This is a genomic window from Halobacillus trueperi (assembly GCF_003386945.1).
Taxonomy (GTDB): domain Bacteria; phylum Bacillota; class Bacilli; order Bacillales; family Halobacillaceae; genus Halobacillus; species Halobacillus aidingensis.
In genome coordinates this window covers 126,415-146,378 of sequence record NZ_QUAE01000001.1, presented here as the reverse complement: position 1 = coordinate 146,378, position 19,964 = coordinate 126,415, and the positions used below count along the sequence as shown (strand labels likewise).

The window sequence follows — 19,964 nt, the reverse complement described above, 5'->3', positions numbered from 1 at the left end:
TCAAAATGACTGACCTCTAGTTGAAAGTGAAATAAACAAAGATGGAAGTCCTTCATCAGACTTCCATCTTTTCCTTTTACCCAATTAAAATATCTTCTTCCGGATGTTTAACAAGATCAGGAGATTGCTTCGCAAAAGCGAAAGCGAAGGTCAAAGGCCCCAGTTTACCAATCAGCATGGTCCCAATTATCATCACCTTACCTACTAAACTCAAGTCTCCTGTTAATCCCATGGAAAGCCAGACAGTCCCAAAGGCAGAGACACTCTCAAACAAAATCGTTAAAAACGGTGCATCTTCCGTCAAATTCAAAACAAATGTCGTAAAAATGACCACACACATGCCCTTAATGGGTAGAGCCAGAGCTTTGAGAATAATATACCCGGACAGGCTGGCAGACCCAATCGAAAACCCGGCACTGTTAAAGGATGATCTGAAATGAAACACACTTGCATAAATGCCTTGAAACCAACCATATTCAGGAACCCACCGGATCGCCAAGAAAACGACAGCGTTACATTCTACAATAGATGAGAAGATGAGCAACCGTTTGGCAATCTTCACCACACCACTGATCTGCACTGATTCAAGTCCTGTTTAATAATCAGCCGATGCTTCAACCTTATTTTCTTACCGACAGCGATATAGATAACAACGGCAGCACATGTCATAATGCCAAGGCCTCCGAATTGAATAAGCAGCATAATCACCATTTGTCCAAACATCATAAAGGCTGTCGCCGTATCCAATACGATTAAGCCGGTTACTGTCATAGCAGAAGTGGATGTAAAGAGCGCATCAATAAAACTTATATACAATAGCAATTCAGCACCAAATAGATTGAGGACAACAACCGTCACAATCAAAATTTTGAGGTGGGGACCATAATAACCTTTCATTAACAGACCGACATAGTATCTATACACCTTTTATCTCTAAGCTCGAACAGGCGAAATCACATGAACCTGTTCATCATCGCCGCGACTGCGAAGGATCAGTGGGCTCATTGTCCCGTTGTAAAAGAGCTGGATGTCCTCTCCTTTTGTAGCCCTTAATGCTTCTAACAAAAAAACGCTGTCGATATAAACATCCATGGTACCCTCCCCTGAAGCTTTTATTAAAGGAATGTTTTCCTCAATCATGCCCACTTGTGGGGAAAAGGAAGAAATGTTCAGTGTCTTCTGCTTTGTTAAACGCAATTTAATTTGGTGGTTCCCACTATCTTTCGCAAACAAACCAGCTCTGTCCACACTATACATCATACGATTCTTATCTAGGACCAGTTCTGCCTTTGAAGATTTGGATAAGAGAGCTTCCATATCGGGGAATGCTCCGTCAAGCAACTTTGAAATCAATGTCACTTCGCTCGCTTCTATTTTGAATAGTTGATCGGTGATGTGTATCTTCAAACATTCCTTTGTATTCTTAAAAAGTTTCACCAGCTCTCTCAACGTCTTCATAGGCACCGTACACGAGTAATCCTTCCCGCTATTTAGCGTTTTCTTCACAAAAGCCAATCGGTAAGAGTCCGTGGCCATAGCCTGCACCTGATTCTCTGAGAATTCCAAATGAATGCCTGTTAATACGGGACGACTGCCTTCTTTAGCTGCAGCAAAAAGCGTTTGGCGCACCAACTCCACCAAATCCATACTATCCATCGAAATGGAGCCATCCCATTCGACATCCGGGATATGGAGATACTCTTCGGTTGAGAGCGCAGATAAGGAAGTTTTCACTTCCCCGGATTCCATAATCATACGTCCGTTTACTTTCTTCATGTGTACAGGACCAGGCATTTTCTTTACCAAATCCTGAAAAAAATCGGCTGATAATACACAAGCACCTGTCTCAACCGATTCGAACCCACCTTTATGGACGGGTATGACTTTCTTTATCATGATCTCTCCATCACACCCTTCGAGAACAAGTTCCCTTTCCCTTACCTCCATCTTTATTCCATTCAAGACAGGAAGCAGCGACTTTTTACCGAGAACAGAGGCTGTTTCTGAGACTGCTTCCTCCAACGTACCTTTATGTATTCGCAATTCCATGGAAAGACCACCTCCCTTTCTATACTTTACATTCGACACGAACGTACGTTTGACCTTCTTTTATAAAAAAAGAACTCCCTATATTTATAGACAGTTCTTTTACCCTTACCCAACAACCGGTGTGCCACGTTTATTCTTTACATCTTCGATGACCTGCTGATGATCTTGAAATATGTAATCGGGAAGATCATCCAGATAAAAGAAACGATTACTCAGGGACTCTTCATTCTCCTTCACAAACTCCCCTTCATAAGAACAGCAAATAAAACAAATTTCTACGATTGCAGCCTGATCTCCATTTCCAAAGACTTTTTGCTTATGAGGACCAGAGTAAATGCCATACAATTCCATCTCGTTTAATATCAATCCTGTTTCTTCAAAAACCTCTCGCCGAGCTGTCTCTTGAACCGACTCATCCAGTTCCATAAAACCGCCAGGCACTCCCCAGCTTCCTGAATCTGTCCGCAATTGCAGCAATAATTGGTTCTTTTCGTTAAAAACAAGCGCTCCTGCGACGACCATCAGCACCTTCTCATGACCGACCATGGAACGCAAATGACGAATATAATCCATTGCTTTCTCCTTTTTTATGAAGATTCTCTTAATTCTCTATGCATCACATCAACCTTCTGCATCCGTCCGGATACACGATAATCATTCGTATTCAAGCGGAAATAATGACGGGCCCCCGTATAAGTGGTGTACCAAAGGTTATTAATGATGACCATATCTCTTGTTTTTTCATCGCTCTTAATTGGATGGAAGGAAGATCCAAACCGTTCATCTTTCCGTTCAATAACGCCTAACATGCCTTTTTCATCTAACCACATAGCTAATATATCCTTCATCATTTCCGCCCCCTTATTTAAGCTTGAACGACTGTTAACCGACCCCGTTCATCAACTGTGATGGTTCCTATGTTTTTTACGATCACTTTAAGGGGATGAACCTCAGAAACCAGATCAGAAAAAATCCACCGTCTTCCTGGTTCAACGAGAAGGAGATAACAATCGCTTCCATCATCTCCCATAAAATTCAGATATGCCCTGTTTATCGGATCGTTGTCTCTGGATGTTAAGCCGATGCGCTGCAATTCTTCACCAGCTTTTAGAACATGGCTCACCGTCAAACTCATTTCACTAATGTTCAAAAGCGTTTGCATACAAAATGGACCTGCTTGACCTGGGGATTGCTCTCTGGCAATGAACTCCACAATGTTCCCTGCTGGGTCAGTGATATAAAAAGAACGGCCTCCTAGCCTCTCAAACTCGATTTCATCCCTATCGTTTTCCGTATTCAAGGATACTTTTTCCCTCACCCAGTCCTTCGCTTCTTGAAACTGGTTGGAAGGAATATTGAATGCAAAGTGGTAAAAAGGCTTACGCGCTTCTTTTTCTTCCAAGAACTGAAGGACACTATGGCCAACCTTGATAGATAAACATCCTTCTTGTCGTTCGATTTCTGTGAAATTTAAAAGGTCAATATAGAAACGTCTCATTGAATCTATTTCTCTCGCTTTCAGTATTACAGATTCGATTTCCACATCGCTCACCTTCCTTATACATCAAGGATAGCGATTCTTCGCAAAAATCACCTCAGGTAGCAGAATGATTTCATCTACGACTTCAGATGGATAAAAGTTCCTCTGGTAGAATCGTCCAGGGACACATGGGGACCAGTGATCGCCAGTATGACTCAACTCAAAAACTTTCAGGAGAAGAAGCATTTGATGCCGTTATTTCTTGAAACTTCATTCCATCTGTGTCCGTAACTATAAAAGAGAGGAGGGAATCAGGATGTATTTCCCATCAAAAAAAGATGTCTTTTACACCATCACCATCTGGGGCGTCGTCCTTTTTATTGTTTGCATCTACGTCTTCGGAGAAGAGCCCATCGGTTTTCAACTCGTTTCTTACCGTGATCCTTTAGGTTATGTATTGGCAGGGCTGACCATTGGTGTTTTATTGTGGATCTGGTTCCATACAGGATACAAAGTGAAAGATGGGTGCCTTTTCATCCACTCCGGCCCCTTACGAAAGCGTATTAAAATCGAAGACATCACCAAAATCAAACCAACCAAAAGTCCGATGTCTGCGCCATCCTTATCTTTAGATAAACTGGAAATCTTTCACGGAAATTATAAATCCACCTTAATTTCACCACAGAATGAACAAAAGTTTGTTGAGGTTTTATCAAAAGAGAATCATCAATTAGAAATTGATTGTACACTAAAAAAATGAAGTCACCTTTTTCTTCTTTTCATATGGATAGGAATGCTCCAAGAAAATCATCATACAAAGAAACTTAATTTTCCAGGCCCTAAAAGCTTTGCCGTGATAAACGAGAGAAGCACAGAGCCCCCCTTACCGGATGACCATCTTTCCGTTCGATTCCTGCAAGATGGATAATTCGATATATGTCCATAGTCGATTCAACCAATAAAACAGCATCATCGCATACGCGATATGCTTCCTAGCGAAAGGTCTTCCAGCTTCGTATATGTATTCGGACTCCTTTCCTCATAAACTCTAACCCGATTGACCTCAAACGCTGGAAAAGGACGAAATTCCTTATCCGCAGCCGGCGCCATATCGATCAGATCTTGTTTAGACAAACCATGGCTCGTCTTCGCCAGTGTCATATGAGGGACGAAATGATTCAACTCAAAATAAGTGTCGATTTGCTCCCGTGTCGGGGCAGCGACTCGTACCATTTGTTTATGTAGACCATAGAGTTCCGCCGAGCACACACTCAAATAAAGCACATCTTCTCCAAAAAAAGCGGGTGCGCCTAATTGAATCCGGAAAGGCTTCGTTCTCAGACATGTTTCTCTCACTTTATCCAACCATTTCCGGTCTGGAGTTAAACCTCCTTGAGCCTTCAAGGTGATATGAGGCTCGACAACATCTGTAATCGTATTTCCGGTCCACATCTTTTGAAAGTGAATGACCTTCTCTTTAAAACCTTCCGGTGGTACCAGACCGATGAAATGCTGCATCTCAGCTCCCCCTACTCAGGAATGTATTTGTATCGCAACAAACGGCGCCCCTAGCACCCATTTGCTGACCATCCCCATATTTCATCCGTGTATAATAGTTATTCATACTCTCCTACCATTCCTATCCTACTTTCAAATCACCTGAGCTCGTCTCAACCGTTAAATGGAATTCCCCTTCTGCCTTCGTGCCCCGCACTTCATTTTCCTTTTTCACTTCATAATTAAGGCCCGTCCAATTAATCTGCGCTTCTCCCGAATTCGATTGGTAAACGAGTTTACAAGAGGCCGGTTCTTCCTCATAGAAAAAGCGGATGTCCCCGCTTGAAGTAGAAGCTGTCACATCCCCCAGCATTTTTGTTGCTTGGATGCGAATTTCCCCGGACGAGGACCCGAACAGGCCTGTGCCGTAATCAAACTTCTCCCCAAACACTTCCCCACTGCTTGTATGGATGTCCGTGTTCCCACTACGGACCTTTTTCAGTAAAACATCCCCACTGGACGTTTGAATCTGCAAATTCTCGTGAACCACATCTGCAATCGTCACATCCCCGGGACTCGCGGTAAGCGTGGAATGATTGATTGCTATGCCTTTGATGTCGATGTCACCGGAAGACGTATCTACCATTAAAGATCCCACAGTTTCCACTGGAACTTCTATTAAAAGTTTCATATCTTTCCGCATTTGAATCCCGAACCGCGTTTTTTCCTCCGTCACTCTCAATGTCAAATTCTCTCCCTGCCGCTCATGGAATAGCTTGAAGTACTCCTTGTCTTTTTCATAAACGGTACCAGATAAGGTGATGCTCCACGCCTCACCATCCACTTTCACGATTTCCACATCCACAGACGTTGACTCCACATGAAGGTTGTTGATTTCCTCAGTAAACCTTTCTTGATTATGTAGCTGATAGGTCTTTCTTCCATTGGAGCGCTGGTAAAGAAGCGCTATACCAACACTCGCAATCATTAAAACCAGTATAAATTCCATTAAAAAGGACTCCTTTATCATTCAGATTGACTCTTATCCCCATAAAATTCGACAAAAGTTACCAATTCCCTCCCAACTAAAAATCCCTGGTCCAAAATGACCAGGGATTCGTATTTTCTCATCTGCTTCCTTGTGTTGGTTCAAGTCCTTTAACTCGACGCCAATGTCCTCTATCACATAAACACACGATTTTTCACCCTCACCATCCGAACGCGATTATATCTTTGCACGATAATAAAAGGAAGATTGAACAAAATCGCATAGGCTACCATGATCCAGCCCGCCCACGGCGGATTGAACAAAAAGAAAAAAGGAGCAGTGAACATCTGGGCCCAATGCGACAACTCCGAACGATTCGTCTGCTTTTCAAAACGATCCCATTGCGAAGGGTTGCGCAAATGTGCTGCTGTTTTCCCTCTTCGAAACCACTTCCGCGCTTCAGGAAGCCGATCTTTCCACTTTTTCACACCCAGACGCTCATAAACCTTCGCCTGCTTTTCCCACGTTCGCACACGATATAACCCAGCGAAGGCATTCACAAATGCCTCCGGAGCAAGAGAGACAAAACTACTCACACCAAGGTGGATGCACAGCCAGGCGACTATATTGACAACCATTAAGAGGAACTCCTTTTTTTATCAACAATCGAGCGCCCTTTCCAAGTCGTTTGCCGCACGAAAAAGGTCTTCCACAACGAGTATGCAAAAACAAACACGAAAAAAGAGAAGTGTAGTGGGAACAACAGGGCATCATACCATTTGAAGTTACCGATCCCGGCCCAAGTCCTATGAACCAGTACAGCTAAGGCCACATACCCCGCAGCGCCCCACAACCCAAGGACAGGCAGATTGATTAGAAAAGATAAAACGGCGGTGAGCCACACGACGTTCGCCATCGTCATAATCGGTGACGCTGTTTTTGCTCCTGTCGAAAAGCTTTTGGCCCAGCCCTCAATTACTTGTTTCAGATCCGCCTCATACATCCGCATATTCAATACACCACAACCGCTATAGGCTTTCGTTTTTAACCCCTTGGAAGCTGCTAATCTGGTAAAGGCCAGGTGTTCAACAATCTCTCCTCGGATCGCTTCATGACCTCCAAGCTTCCAATAGGTATCAGCAGCTATGACGAGACAGGGACCGAAACCGCCCTGGGTCCCGAGTTTATCTTTCAACACCGTCGTTAAACCGGAGGATGCGATAACGACCAAATGAAAAACGCCGGATAACTTTTCCCAAAACGAGCGCATTTCGTGATAAGGATGAACGGTCAGGACAGAACCTTCGCCGTCGAAAGCATTCACCAGACGGTCCGCCCCTCCATCAGAAAACCATGTATCTGCATCCAAAAACACGAGCGTCTTTCCTTTCGCTGCTTTAGCTCCGTTATAGCAGGCCCAAGACTTGCCCACCCAGCCGGGAGGTAACGGAGGATTGTCCACCACTTTCACGCCAAAACTCTCGGCAACACCTTTCGTCGAATCCTCTGAATCGTCATCGACGACAATGATTTCCCGTTGAGGTTCTGTAGACACTAAAGTCGGCAGCAGACGTTTCAAGTTTTCCGCTTCATTACGGGCTGGAATGATCAATGTGTACATCTCTGTATTCTTACGTTTTCCTTTAGGAAACGATAATTTATGCCAAAAAAGTAGCAGGGTTGATAAAACTGCCAGGATCATTCCCCACATTCCGACCACCTCCCTATGTACTTCCATTGTCACCTCAGGAACTCTTGATTATACAAGGACGAGAGCGGGTACAATGGTTATTAAAAAAAGAGGGTTCAATGATGCTTAAATTATGGATGGCACGATTACTGCGACTTTTCCCCAATCAGGCGGAAAGAAACCTGATGGTCCCGTTTCAATATGTACATAAGAAAGTAGACTTGATTGTCGATATCGGGGTGAAACCTATATCCATCAGCTTGTATTATCCGGCTGCACCTGATGGGAAGCGATTCCCTGTTTATATGAACATGCACGGCGGCGCCTTCATTATGAATGAAAAAAGAATGGACGACCCGTACTGTCGTTTCCTTGCGAATGAATCAGGATGCGTTATCGTCAATGTCGACTATGCAAAAGCGCCCGAGTATCCTTTTCCAAAACCTGTCGAGCAGTGTTACGAGATTTACCAATGGCTCAAAGCCCATGCAGAAGAGCTCCATCTTGATCACGGACAAATGATGGTCGGCGGGCAAAGTTCAGGCGGGAATATGGCCGCTGCCCTTTGCCTTCTATTGAAAGAGCGCTCCGAACGACAGCCGCTTCTGCAAGTACTGTCCTATCCGATGCTCGACTTCGTCACCCCGCACGGCGATAAACCAGAGCCGGATAAATGGCGGGCGAAGTACCCGGAGGCCGCCCATTTTCTCAACTATTGTTATGTCCCAGAAAAAAATCAAGCGGAGCACCCGCTCGCTTCCCCCGTAAAAGCAGAAGAGGTCGATGGGCTGGCTCGAGCGCTTTTCATCATACCTGAATATGATGCTTTTACAATGGAAGGAAAAGCCTACGCAGAAAAGTTGAAACAAGCGGATGTCGATGTAGACGTACACGTTTTTGAAGGGTGCTCCCACGCTTTCACCCACCAGGGACCGCGGGATCAAGCAGAAGAAGCATGGCGTATGATTGCTAAAACGATGCGCCAGGTCACAGAATCGTAACAAAACCTGACCGATTATCCTTTGCCACCCCCTGCTTTTTGACTTATAATGACGGTTAGTGTCGTATTGAGTTTTATTAAAGCAGGTGATCCATTGTTAGAATATAAAGTGTTAGGCTCCGACCCGTCCAAGGAGTATGTCATCTTCCTCCATGGCATCGGTGGAAGCGTCAACATATTTTTCCCACAGATGAAAGCATTCCGCAAGTCTTTCAATATCATCGTCGTGAATTTACCCGGTCACAAAAATTCACCGAGTTTGTCCAGTTATAAAGAGAAGTTTTCCTTTGAAACCGTTACAGACGAAGTCCTCGGTGTCCTTGATCACCTAGGGGTGGAAAAGGCCCACTTCGTAGGGATTTCTCTAGGTTCCGTCGTCATTCAGCACGTCTTGTCCACCGCCCCTCACCGCGTCCAGACCGCTGTGTTAGGCGGAGCGATCACAAGAATCAACCTTTTAGCGAAATTCCTTCTTGTATTGGGGACGATGCTGAAAAATGTCACCCCGCACTTGTATTTGTATTCATTGTGCGCACGCATTTTAATGCCGAGAAAGAACCATAAAGAGTCCAGAGATGCCTTTATCCATGAAGCCTCCCAAATGAAAAGGGAAGATTTCTTAGGGTGGTACAACATCGTTTATTCGGTTCCGGACACGTTTACACACGTGAATGAGAACGCCGCCTCCGTCCCGAAATTGTATATTACAGGGGAAGGCGACCACATGTTCAGAGATGATGTGATGAAAGATACACGGCACATGCCGAACACATCCTTCCTCCTTTTATCTGAGAGCGGACACGTCGTGAACTTAGATAAAACCGAATCGTTTAACAAACTGGCCATTTCCTTCATTCAGTCGGAAGGTCAGATGGATTTGAAGAACGTAACGGAAGAAGTCATCAACTCCAATCACTAAGAAAAGCGCCGGCATCACGCCTGGCGCTTTTCTTTTATTTGGACTCTACATGCTTGACCCATCGAATCGCCCAGTACAAAACAATCCAGGGAAGAATGAACTTTGTTACCCATTCCACAATCGTCATCAAGGTGAGCAAAATAAAATAAGGGTTCACTCCAAATTGCGGGAGCGTAAAGTAAAGAACGACGATGAACGCCAAACCAACCATGCCATCTTTCCACTCTATTTTCCTGCTTCCTATTTGCATCTTCCAACACCTCTTGCCGGGTTTATATAAACTTCCAATACCTTAGCGATGTGTACTTTTCCGCTTCCTTACTTCCATATCCTTTTTGACTATGAGAGAATGCAAATCCCTTTGCTTCATAGAAAGGAATGCCCTGATCATTGCCTTCCTGTACAGAAACCCATAGCTTCTTTGCTACGCACTCCTTTTTCTGCTGTTTAACAAAAGCTTCCAGCAGCTTTGTCCCGATCCCTTCCCTTTTTCTGGAGGGATCAAGGTACATGACATAAAGCTCACATGCCTCTTCATCGATCATCCCGCCTCCACAGGCGCCGACAACCTTCCCCTTGTCTACAGCAACAATATATCCGCTCCATTCTTTTCCTGTATGCGTGACCTCATCCATGATCCTTTCCCGTGTGTAAAACTGCTGGATGATTTGTTCTATGTAATCCGCCGGGTATAAATCCGCATAAGTGGTGCGGTTACCCTCTGAACAGACACGCACAATCCCGTCAACGTGAGGCGGTTCTGCTTTTAAGATTTCCACGATATCTTATCTCCTTTCTAATCTTTTTATAGCTCTATGGAATCGTGTTTCCTCTGATTTATTTAAAAATCCCAATCTCTCAAAATAAAAATTGAAAGATTGAGCTTTCGTTCGTTTAATTCCACGCTGGATGGTTTGATACACAGCCACAAGCTAGTCATCATTTGATTCTCAAAAAATGGTGACTGTCGTTCGAACTACATCCTCTACTTCCATTATACCGCCAATAAAAAAAGATTTACAGACTACCTTTCCAGTCCTTCATCTCCTATACTGTTACATACAAATCTAAATAAGAGGTGTTTCCGTATGAATGAAAAAAAAGATGTCATCGATCGCGGTCCTTTCTTTCATGGTACGAAAGCAGAATTGAAAATCGGAGACCTATTAAGGCCACAGCACTTATCCAATTACCAGGACAAAAAATCCAACTATATCTACTTTACTGCCACATTGGATGCGGCTAAATGGGGGGCTGAATTAGCGAAGTCTACCTCTCAAGAGCGAATTTACATTGTAGAACCATTAGGGGAGTTTGAAAATGATCCGAACGTGACGGATAAAAAATTCCCTGGAAACCCAACACGTTCTTATCGATCAAAATCACCTTTGAAAATAACAGCTGTGTTAAGTTCATGGGAAAGACATTCTGATGAAGAAATAAATCAAATGCTTACCTTTTTACAAAAGTTACGTGAACAAGGAAAAGATGTGATCTACGATTAATTTTTATCACCTATGAATTTAAAACCCCATTCATGAATTCGTATAATGAATGAATTTCTTAGAAAATAGAAATGACCATGAAGATTCATGGTTGTCTTAAAACTTGAAGAGACCCTCTATCTAGAGGGTCCCCCTACGCTTCCCCCTACGCTTCCCCCACATTCACCCATTATCGTCTCTTACATTCCTAAGAGGTGCTTTTGAGTTCTGCCTCTTCTTTGAAATACCCGGATTTGCTTGGCATAAGAACCAATTTGATCTGCCAAAAGCTCAGCACCAGTAATAACATCGAAGCAGCAATGATACTGTATCGAACCGGAATGATCTCACCTGTAAAACCAATCAATAAAATAAAGATGACCTGAAGAACACTTTGAAAGATTCCATATATGCTGGAGATTCTCCCCATCATTTTCACCGGAACGTTATTTTGATAAAAAGTCATAAACCCAGTACCAGAAAAGGAGTTGAAAAATCCTAAGATCATAAATCCAATGGCTACCGTCCAGAAGGAAACGGAGAAAGCATAGACTAAATAACCAACCGATACCAGCAAATATCCACTGGCCATTAAAGCTTTGATCGACAGTTTTCCAGCCACAAGCGACACAGTAGCTGCTCCTAAAATAGAACCTACCCCTGTAAGACTTATGAGTAAACCGTAGTCTGTCTCAGACAAATGTAATACCTGTTGAGTAAAGACAACCTCTTGCGCATCCATACCAAGGGCAACAATCATAAACAATTGAGCTAAGAAGTACACTTTTACAATGAAGAGGTTGCTCTGACTGAATCTAAACACTTCTTTCCAATCGCTTCTTAACATCTTCAAACTAAATGTATGTACGGTTTGATCAGCCTCCGTATTCACGTTTGGTAATAAATACACCATGATACCAGAAACAACAAAAGAAAAAGCATTCAGCCAAATGGATAGATGTACAGATGTAATAAGCAGAAGTGCACCAGAAATAGCCGGGCCGATCAAAAAGGCACTTGAAGTAATCAAACTTCTAAAAGAGTTGAATTGTTTCCGTCCCTTCTCAGGAACAACCTTTGTAATATAAGTAATGGCTGCCGGTTCAAAGAACGCTTTTGAAATGGAGAGGAAAAATAGACACACATAGATCGGCCAAATTGAATTGAAAAAAGGAATAATCGCAACTAAAGCTGCACGAATGAGGTCTGTGCCAATCATGATTCTTCGTATGTTCAAACGGTCGATCATACTCCCAGACCAAAATTTCGTTACCATCGAAGCGATTGGACCAATAATCCATAATCCAGCTACTGCAGCAGCTGACCCTGTGAGTTGTAAAACTAAGACATTTATGGCAACAAGATAAATAAAGTCCCCTAGAGTAGAGATGCCCAATCCAAACAGTAGCAAAAACGAATTCTTCTTTTGGGAGAAGCTTGATTGACGAATAATAACACCCCATTTAAGAATCCATTCTACAAATATTGGGAATTACCTGTGAATATGATTAGTTGTCACAAAACATTCATAACTAAAATAGCACGCCTCCGTCCTGCAGACCTCCACACTCTTGGTCTGAACGTAAATATCCAATAAAATTTTATATTTTTTTACTTGAATAATTAGTGAATCACCTGCTAAAATTAGGGAACATTTGTTAATAGTTACCATTTCCGCAATAACATGAATGGTTAATTCAAAAAGGAAGTACCCCCTTTTTATCATCGATATTAGGATCAGCTTTCACTTTTATTCAATATCCTCTGACCACAAAGTTCCCTATTCTAAGAAAATATCATTTCCGTTAAAGTTGAACGATGCATAAAAAGGCAAGGCACGCCCTGTTATGCCTTCTAAAAATACATTTGATTAGCAACGAACAGAAAAGTTTCGGCTCTTGAACTTCCGTCATTATGAAGTCCCTTTACATTCTAGTAAAGGGATTAAAGTTGCATCATCATTTTTTTAGGAGGCATAAACAATATGAGATCTGTAGGTGTAAGCTTAGTTATTCTTGCAGCTATATGCTGGGGCGTTAGTGGCGGAATTGCAGATACTTTGATGAATAAGGGGTGGGATCCTATTGTGATCTCCCTTTACCGAGGGGCTGTTGGTTTTGTGTGTTTTTTTGTATGGTTTCTTTTAAGCATGAAACAAAATAGGAGCTCCTCGAGTCAATTGTACATATGGTCCTTATTGGCTGGTGTAGGTGTGGCTGGGAATTTCACTTTTTATTTTCTTACGATCCAGGCTTCAAGCGTGGCTGTTGCTTCTACTTTAATGTACACAGCACCGGTTTTCGTCCTTGTCATCTCATTTTTATTACGAATTGAACGCTCGACTTGGTTTAAATGGGGGTGTATATTAGGGGTGCTTATGGGGATTATCCTCCTTACAGGTGCTTACAACACCGATTCGATATCCGTGGGTGTTTTAGGTGTGGCCTCCGGGCTTGCTGCCGGTCTTTCCTATGCATTATTTATCTTCGGATTTAAAAACGCCTCTTCCATCGGAAAGCCACAAACCACTTTAACCACCGCATTTTTTTCATTTTGTCTTATCCTTCTGCTTTTCGCGGACATGGGAGAAGTCGCTAGCGTAATGACCTCAAACGACATAGGCTGGTTTCTTTTATTGGGAATTTTGGGGGCTGGAATTTCGTTCATATTGTATGTCATCGGCATTCAGTGGACGGCTCCAACGACAGCTTCAATGGTCGCAATGGTTGAACCCGTAACCGCTTCGCTATTTGGCTTTCTGCTTATCGGAGATCATTTGACCATTATTCAACTTTTTGGAATGGTGCTCATCCTGTTTACAGTTGTCGTGCTTAGTTTAAGGAAGCCTTCTCAACCTTCAGAGGAAAAAATAGCGGTAAATCAACATTAAATATGCCACCCTATCATTACTGGAGACACAACCTCATCGACGACCATGTTACTTCAGATAAACGAACTCCTTCTTTTTTCATAGCACTAACCTACCATTTTACATAAAAATCCAATTTTTACATTCTTTTTACCGAACATTCACATAACCATCAAACTTCTCCTCTACTCTTTGGACAGTGTTTCCAAAAGGAGGATTTAAATGAAGAGGAGAAATAAGAACATGTTCAGAAGTTTTGTGATGTCGAGTCTACTATTAGGTGCAGCACTAATAGGTGGTGATCACTCCGTCATAAAGGCAGAAGAGACTCAAAGTTTGCTAGTCACTGAAATAGCTCCAAATATTCAAGGGCCTGAGGATTACGAGTATTTCGAAGTATATAATTCCTCTACAGAAAAAATCAATCTGGAAGACTACTCTTTCCAATATGTCTACACAGATGGAAGCTATGATGATATTACTCTTTCAGTTCCCGACTACACGGTCGAATCGAAGGAAACGGTTGTTTTATGGTTTAACAAAACAGGAGCCGCCACAGAATCCTTTCGAGAGCATTTTCCTTCTACAAGTGAAGACGTGACGATTTTAGAGTTTAGTGGTGAGGGATTCACCGGGATGTCGAACGGTGGGGACAGGGGTATTACGATTACTGACGCCAATCAAGGACTTGTGATTTCTGCCGTTTATTCGAAAGAGGAAGTTTCCGAAGATCTCTCTAAACACTTCCAAATTCAATCAGGAAATGCACAAATGAATACATATCAAACGTCCTCACCTGCTACGCCGGGAGACATTCATGCAGAACAGGTAGTCGTCCCATCTGAGGATAATTCTGCACCCGTCATCACTCATACTCCAGTCACCACTGTCGATGGTGGCCAGAATTTAACCATCCAAACGAAAATAGAGGATGATCAGGATGTCATCACTGCAACGTTGCACTACCAGACTCATCCGCAAATGAACTGGCAGTCTGTTTCGCTTACAACAGAAGACCAAACCAACTTTGCAGCCGAGATTCCTTATGAGCAATTTTTAGGAGAGTCACTTACTTATTTTATTGAAGTGACAGATGGGTCAAACACCGTTACCTACCCTGAAGATCGAACAGAACCCTTTTCAGCAGCGGTAACCATCGAAGATTCAGCAGATCCTCAATCCGTGCCCAAACTGTTACTGACCGAAGTCACACCGGACACGGTCAATGTAGGTGGCAGTGACGGGTATGAGTTTATCGAAGGTTACAACAATACCAGCCAGCCTATTAATCTTAAAGACTACCAAATCATCTACCGGTACCCCGGTTCTTCCCAGCTCGAATGGGATTTGACAGAAGACTTGACCATTGGACCTCAGCAGCCCTTTGTTATATGGATTAAAAATGGGGCCAATGATGACCTCACCATTGATGATTTCAATAAAAACTACGGAACGGACCTGACGAAAGAAGAACTGACGACCGTCTCGTCTGATGGCATGGCAAATGGCAGCCAGCGTTCCATTATTATTGCCGATGACCTCGGAACAGAATTATCTGTCAGTACGTACAACACGAATGGAATGGATACAGCAGAAAATCAAGGCATCACTTACAAGTACCCTTCTTCCGGCACATCCATGGTAAAAACAGGAACCGCCCCTTTGGGAACCCCTGGAATCCTGTTAAATGGACAGACGCCTGCAGAACCGGTAGAAGTTTCCGATGATACAGAAGCGCCGTTCATCAGCCATGAACCGATCGATTCTGTGAAAAGTGGTAATGACCTGAAGATTGAGGCTCAGGTCACAGATAATAAACAAATCAACACCGTCTCCCTTTCTTATAAAAATGTAGAGGCAGAGGAATGGATGCGCCTTGATATGAAGGCTGTCCAAGGAAAAATGGATGTTTATGAAGCTGTCATCCCTTCCAGAGATACAAGAACAGGTAACCTTACTTACAAAATTGAAGCTACAGATGGGGTCCATGTGGCAGAAACAGAAACGTACACGGTAAATGTACAAACAGCTGACTATGACGCGGAGCAGGTGCCGACACTTCTAATCACAGAAGTCGTTCCTGATTCAGTGAACGTCAATGGACTGGATGGTTATGAGTATATTGAAGTGTATAACAACAGCTCTAAAGATATGAATTTCAAAGATTATAAGCTTCGTTACCGATACCCAATGGAAGGACCTGCTGCCGACCTTCTTTGGAGTCCTGAGCAGGAAGATGTCATGATACCTTCTGGCCAGAGTGTCGTTTTTTGGATAAAAAACACAGGAAATCAAGATCAAACTGCCGGTGATTTCAATGAGAACTACGGGACAGATTTAGAATTCGGGCAGAACCTCTTTACTATCCAATCTAATGGCATGTCAAACTCAGGGAATCGCGGGCTCGTTGTAGCAACCAACACGGGACATGACATCATTACGACCGAATACAACGATGAGGCAAATAAAAAAGATCCATCTTCCAATAAGGGCATCGTTTACGCCTTTCCTACCGATGGTTCCAACAAGATGGTTAAGGTGAGCAGCGCTGCAAAAGAAGCAACGCCTGCTTCCGTAGAAACCTATCAGATCCCAGAGATTTTAGTAGAGACGATAGAAGATCAGGAAGAACCCGTACTGGAAGACCTGACAAACATCAAAGAAGTCAATGAACAAGAAAACCTTCAACTAAGATTTGATGCGAGGGATAACCAAGAAGTAAAAACCGTCACTCTCTACTACAAAAACAATACCCAAAAGGAATTCACGAGCGTTGACCTTCAAGAGGATTACGATGATGGTTTTTATCATCATACGATTTATTCCCCTGTCATGATCGGCAAAGAGAATATTGAATATTATCTAGAGGTTTCCGATGGTACAAACACCATCACAACAGAGAAGAAATCCGTCCAAATCATCGGAAACGACCAGCAGACAGGTCTTCGCCTAAATGTGGAGGATGAAAAGGTCTTAACAGGAGAGACGCTCTTGAAAGCTACCTCTTCAAGTGAAAATTATGATCAAATTGAACTGAGCATTGACGGACGTTCAGTAACATCAGAAACGTACCGATCGCTAGAACAACCAGCCTATTTTGCTTTTGATGTAAAGAAAACTAATTTGTACTTCAAGAATGGGGTAACGATGGACGACGAAACCCTTCTTATTTTTGATGATACCGTCAACACGTATCAGACCATGACAGTCCCTATTGAACCAGAAAACATTCCATACGGAGAATCGACAACGATCGCCATCAGGTCCGGAACAAAGGTCTCCCCTTTTGATCAGGAATCTGAGGAAAACCGGGATGATTTTTATGTTAAAAATGTCCGGATGGTGTTGAGTGACGGTACCGTCATTTATGATCCGAAATACAATAAGCCGGATCAAGAGCTGTCAATTGGAGATGGCGGGGCGTCCATCCCCACCCTTGAATTCAGCTTCGATTTTCCAGAAGAACCGTTCATTTCAAAAACATATAAGTGGGATACCACCGCTTATGAGGAAGGAAACCACACCATTGAAACATCTGATGGCGGGGACACCAAACAAGCAGAGGTTGTCGTCGATAATTCTGCGCCGGTAATCACTGCTTCCGTGGACGAAAATACAGAGTACAAAGGAGAATTCACACTAGATGCGGACATCGAAGATCAATGGTCCGGCGTAACAGAGGTAACGGCTCTCCTTGATGGGGAAACGATCGAGCTTCCGTACCAGACATCGTCAGCGAAGCTATCTCCGGGGGAACATCGCTTTGAAGTAACAGCTACAGACCTCGTCGGAAACCAAGCGGAGGAACAAGTAACCTTTACCGTTGTTGAAGAACACCCATATCAACCTGAAGTCCTATCTCCAACAGACGGCGCTGAAAATGTAAAAAACAATGCTTCTCTCTCTGTGAAAGTGAGCGATCCAACGGCTGATGATATGCTGGTCGAATTCTATAAAGGAGCTGAATATAAGCCAGGTGATTCGGAAATCCAGGTATATTCAAGCAGTTCAACGACAGAACCTCCTACAGAACTCAGCAGCAGCAGCGACAAATTGCTCCAGGAAACCGATATAGAAAAAATCACTTCCAACGATCAAACCTATTTCACGACGACTTCAACAGAAAAGTTCCCTTATCACCGCTTTGAAGTTGAAGTCGGGCAGGAGTTGACGGAATCGGATCGTGTGGAACTGAACTGGGAGGGAAAGTCACTCCCAGGAAGAAAGGTCTCCATGTACGTGTGGAATTTCTCTACCAGTGAATGGGACTTAAAGCAATGGAAAGTGGCAGAAGAGCAGGATTTTGCACTCACTGCCCAGCTTAAGGACATGAGCTATATTTCTGACGGAAAAGTACAAGTGCTCATTCAGGATGAAATCGCAAAAGAAACACCATTTGATTACACCCTCGTTTGGATGTCAGATACCCAGTATTATTCAGAAAGTTACCCTTACATTTATAAAGATATGGTCGACTGGGTAGCAGCGAACAAAGAAACACTCAACATCCCTTACGTTTTCCATACCGGAGACTTGGTGGATGAATGGGATGATAATCAGCAATGGAGCTATGCTGATGAATATATGAATGTGCTTGAAGGTGCCGGACTTCCTTATGGTGTTCTTGCTGGGAATCACGATGTTAATCAGAAAAACAACGATTACTCCCATTACTCCAAATATTTCGGGGCATCTCGATTCGAAAACCAGCCCACTTATGGTGAATCATACAAAGACAACCGCGGCCATTACGATCTCGTAAGTGTAAACGGCAATGACTTTTTAATGCTTTATATGGGCTGGGGCGTCACACAGGAAGACCTGGACTGGATGAACAGCGTTCTAGCTCAATATCCAGACCGGATGGCATTCCTGAGCTTCCATGAGTATCTCCTGGTATCAGGAAACCGCAGTCCGCTTGGAGAAGACATCTACAAGCAAGTCGTAGAACCAAATGAGAATGTGGTTGCTGTGTTGAGTGGCCACTATCACGACAGTGAAACACTTATTGATGAAATTGATGACGATGGTGACGGTACGGCCGACCGGAAAGTATATCAGATGCTTGCCGACTATCAAGGCGGGCCAGAAGGCGGACAAGGGTATCTGCGACTTCTCCATGTCAATCCTAACGAAAATAAGATTTATGTAAAAACATACTCGCCTTATCTGGATGATTACAATTACTATGACGCCGCCACTTACCCAGGTAAAGACGAATTCATTATCGACCTCCCTCTTCAACCAAAAGAGAAAGAGGTTTCAACAGACACATTTGAAGTCAATGTCTTCACGGATCAGGAAGTTGGAAAAGCAAGAACAGCGAAGTCCGATCATAAGGCCAAGGTTTTATGGAAGGATCTGAATGAAGAAACAGAATACAGCTGGTATGTTAAAGTCTCCGACCAATTTGGTGGAGAAACGATATCGCCCGTCTGGTCTTTTACAACAGAGGCCAATCATAAGAAAGATAAAGGAGAAGATGAAAAAGACAAGAAAAACAAGAATGACCAAGTGAAACCTTTGAAAGTGAAAGAGAAAAAAGGGAAATGGGAAATCAAACTTCCGAACACTCTAAAAAATGAAAACATAGGGGAAGCCTCCATCAGGATTAAAAATGAAGAAGACAAGAGAATCAAAGGAACAATCCTGATGAAAAAGAATGGGAAAAAGATTGAATTTACACCTGACAATACTGTATCAAAAGACGATACGTATGTTTTATGGATAGCGGGCTTAGAAGAAGAATACGTTTTTAAACTTGATTACTGATCATAGAGAAAGGGCCTGCGGATGTATAGCGCAGTGCCCTTTTTTCAAATTCACATAGGATAACACACAAACTCCACCGATTGATAAGTTTGTGTATTCTTCTCCTTCATTAATTACACCCCTGTGAAAATCGAATCGAAAATGGCATAACACATGAAAGATGCCTCGCCATCCTTACTGAAAACATAGGTTGTGATTTAATTACGAAGTCATACA

General features: G+C 43.0%; 19 protein-coding genes. 6 read left to right on the top strand and 13 right to left on the bottom strand.

The features are described 5' to 3' along the window. Positions 1–76 precede the first annotated feature (76 nt). The 6 genes from DYE48_RS21320 to DYE48_RS00710 form a co-directional block, all read right to left on the bottom strand. Entirely contained in the window at positions 77–580 is a 504-nt protein-coding gene (locus tag DYE48_RS21320; protein ID WP_244199337.1) for a potassium transporter TrkG, read from the bottom strand. Then, positions 559–924: a potassium transporter TrkG gene (locus DYE48_RS21315; protein WP_244199336.1), complete on the bottom strand. Its 366-nt coding sequence runs from the start codon at positions 922–924 to the stop codon at positions 559–561. The genes DYE48_RS21320 and DYE48_RS21315 overlap by 22 nt, the downstream gene beginning before the upstream one ends. Before the next feature lie 9 nt (positions 925–933). After that, positions 934–2,049, bottom strand: a complete 1,116-nt coding sequence (dnaN, locus tag DYE48_RS00725; RefSeq protein WP_115821952.1) for a DNA polymerase III subunit beta — start codon at positions 2,047–2,049, stop codon at positions 934–936. 105 nt (positions 2,050–2,154) lie between these two features. Next, entirely contained in the window at positions 2,155–2,622 is a 468-nt protein-coding gene (locus tag DYE48_RS00720) for an NUDIX hydrolase (protein ID WP_115821951.1), read from the bottom strand. Positions 2,623–2,636: 14 nt separating this feature from the next. Next, positions 2,637–2,897, bottom strand: a complete 261-nt coding sequence (locus DYE48_RS00715; protein WP_115821950.1) for a hypothetical protein — start codon at positions 2,895–2,897, stop codon at positions 2,637–2,639. A gap of 17 nt (positions 2,898–2,914) precedes the next feature. Next, positions 2,915–3,592: a hypothetical protein gene (locus DYE48_RS00710; RefSeq protein WP_115821949.1), complete on the bottom strand. Its 678-nt coding sequence runs from the start codon at positions 3,590–3,592 to the stop codon at positions 2,915–2,917. A 253-nt stretch (positions 3,593–3,845) separates the two neighbouring features. Between DYE48_RS00710 and DYE48_RS00705 the strand changes: the two genes are divergently transcribed. Continuing rightward, positions 3,846–4,289 (top strand): PH domain-containing protein, encoded by a 444-nt coding sequence (locus DYE48_RS00705; protein ID WP_115821948.1) that lies wholly within the window; start codon positions 3,846–3,848, stop codon positions 4,287–4,289. Positions 4,290–4,498: 209 nt separating this feature from the next. Here the strand turns inward: DYE48_RS00705 and DYE48_RS00700 are convergent, their stop codons facing one another. From DYE48_RS00700 to DYE48_RS00685, 4 genes are all read right to left on the bottom strand, one after another. After that, positions 4,499–5,047: a 2'-5' RNA ligase family protein gene (locus DYE48_RS00700; RefSeq protein WP_115821947.1), complete on the bottom strand. Its 549-nt coding sequence runs from the start codon at positions 5,045–5,047 to the stop codon at positions 4,499–4,501. Between the two features lie 121 nt (positions 5,048–5,168). After that, the gene (locus DYE48_RS00695) at positions 5,169–6,035 is read right to left on the bottom strand and encodes a DUF4097 family beta strand repeat-containing protein (protein WP_167449409.1); all 867 of its coding nucleotides are present in this window, start codon (positions 6,033–6,035) and stop codon (positions 5,169–5,171) included. Positions 6,036–6,208: 173 nt separating this feature from the next. Beyond that, the gene (locus DYE48_RS00690; RefSeq protein WP_115821945.1) at positions 6,209–6,652 is read right to left on the bottom strand and encodes a glycosyl-4,4'-diaponeurosporenoate acyltransferase CrtO family protein; all 444 of its coding nucleotides are present in this window, start codon (positions 6,650–6,652) and stop codon (positions 6,209–6,211) included. Continuing rightward, positions 6,652–7,725: a glycosyltransferase family 2 protein gene (locus DYE48_RS00685; protein WP_115821944.1), complete on the bottom strand. Its 1,074-nt coding sequence runs from the start codon at positions 7,723–7,725 to the stop codon at positions 6,652–6,654. Before DYE48_RS00685 ends, DYE48_RS00690 begins: the two co-directional genes overlap by 1 nt. A 101-nt stretch (positions 7,726–7,826) precedes the next feature. Between DYE48_RS00685 and DYE48_RS00680 the strand changes: the two genes are divergently transcribed. Next, complete coding sequence (locus DYE48_RS00680; protein WP_115821943.1) at positions 7,827–8,705, top strand: alpha/beta hydrolase; 879 nt, start codon at positions 7,827–7,829, stop codon at positions 8,703–8,705. Between the two features lie 93 nt (positions 8,706–8,798). Next, entirely contained in the window at positions 8,799–9,623 is an 825-nt protein-coding gene (locus DYE48_RS00675) for an alpha/beta fold hydrolase (RefSeq protein WP_167449408.1), read from the top strand. Positions 9,624–9,657: 34 nt separating this feature from the next. Here DYE48_RS00675 and DYE48_RS00670 read toward each other — a convergent pair whose 3' ends face one another. Then, positions 9,658–9,873: a hypothetical protein gene (locus tag DYE48_RS00670; RefSeq protein ID WP_115821941.1), complete on the bottom strand. Its 216-nt coding sequence runs from the start codon at positions 9,871–9,873 to the stop codon at positions 9,658–9,660. Positions 9,874–9,895: 22 nt separating this feature from the next. After that, positions 9,896–10,402, bottom strand: a complete 507-nt coding sequence (locus tag DYE48_RS00665; protein WP_244199335.1) for a GNAT family N-acetyltransferase — start codon at positions 10,400–10,402, stop codon at positions 9,896–9,898. A gap of 309 nt (positions 10,403–10,711) precedes the next feature. On the opposite strand from DYE48_RS00665, the gene arr reads away from it, so the two are divergent. Then, complete coding sequence (gene arr / locus DYE48_RS00660) at positions 10,712–11,128, top strand: NAD(+)--rifampin ADP-ribosyltransferase (RefSeq protein ID WP_115821939.1); 417 nt, start codon at positions 10,712–10,714, stop codon at positions 11,126–11,128. A gap of 187 nt (positions 11,129–11,315) precedes the next feature. Here arr and DYE48_RS00655 read toward each other — a convergent pair whose 3' ends face one another. Next, on the bottom strand, positions 11,316–12,518 hold the full coding sequence (locus tag DYE48_RS00655) for an MFS transporter (protein WP_244199334.1): 1,203 nt from the start codon (positions 12,516–12,518) through the stop codon (positions 11,316–11,318). Positions 12,519–13,091: 573 nt separating this feature from the next. Between DYE48_RS00655 and DYE48_RS00650 the strand changes: the two genes are divergently transcribed. Both DYE48_RS00650 and DYE48_RS00645 read left to right on the top strand, forming a co-directional pair. After that, positions 13,092–13,997, top strand: coding sequence for a DMT family transporter (locus tag DYE48_RS00650; protein ID WP_115821937.1), 906 nt, complete (start codon positions 13,092–13,094; stop codon positions 13,995–13,997). A 201-nt stretch (positions 13,998–14,198) separates the two neighbouring features. Beyond that, positions 14,199–19,748, top strand: a complete 5,550-nt coding sequence (locus tag DYE48_RS00645; protein WP_115821936.1) for a lamin tail domain-containing metallophosphoesterase family protein — start codon at positions 14,199–14,201, stop codon at positions 19,746–19,748. The last annotated feature ends 216 nt before the right edge of the window (positions 19,749–19,964 follow it).